Source organism: Acidovorax sp. SRB_24 (assembly GCF_012931925.1).
In genome coordinates, this window is sequence record NZ_MWOM01000207.1 from 1 (window position 1) to 586 (window position 586).

Here is a 586-nt window from a genome sequence, read left to right on the forward strand (position 1 = left end):
CACCTCCTCGAAGCTGCGCCCGCAGCCCTTGCACCAGTCGTCGCCCTGGCTGGTCGAGCAGATGGCGATGCAGGGCGTGTCGGGCGTGGTCTCGTACCAGGCGGCCCAGGCCTGCAGCGCCGGGGCCGGCACCTCGCGTTCGTCGATTTCGTCGCGGTGGCCATAGATCAGCCGCGCATAGACCTCGGCCAGCGCGGCCAGCTGCGGCGCCAGCGTGATGCCGTCGGGCGACGGCGCGCGCGCGCGCCAGTGGTTGATGGCGGCCTCGATGTCGGTGATGTGGAATGCGGCCATGGGCAGCCATGATACCGGCGTGCCGCGCGCGCTTTGTTGCACTCTCAAATGCATAGCTGCACGCGCTTTCCCGCAAAGGGTTTGCGGCCTGTTTGACTTCAAGCCTGGCAAAAGGTCAAAGCCCTGGGCGCTTGCCAAACCGGGGCGCGCAGTGCTTTAATCGCGGCCCGAAGGGGAGTAGCTCCCGCCCCGGCCGCACGGCCTGGGTATCGGCAGGTCGTCAATACGGAGCGCCGCAAGCGCTTCCGGCCTGTCGGGCGGTGCACACACTGTGCCGCTGAGCAAGACCTTC

The 586-nt window shown here is 68.1% G+C and carries 1 protein-coding gene; it reads right to left on the reverse strand.

Annotation, left to right across the window (positions count from 1 at the left end):
* Positions 1–294, reverse strand: a 294-nt coding sequence (locus tag B2J89_RS21555; protein ID WP_169170844.1) for a DUF3717 domain-containing protein, incomplete at its 3' end; no start/stop codon positions are given.
* Positions 295–586: the final 292 nt, after the last annotated feature.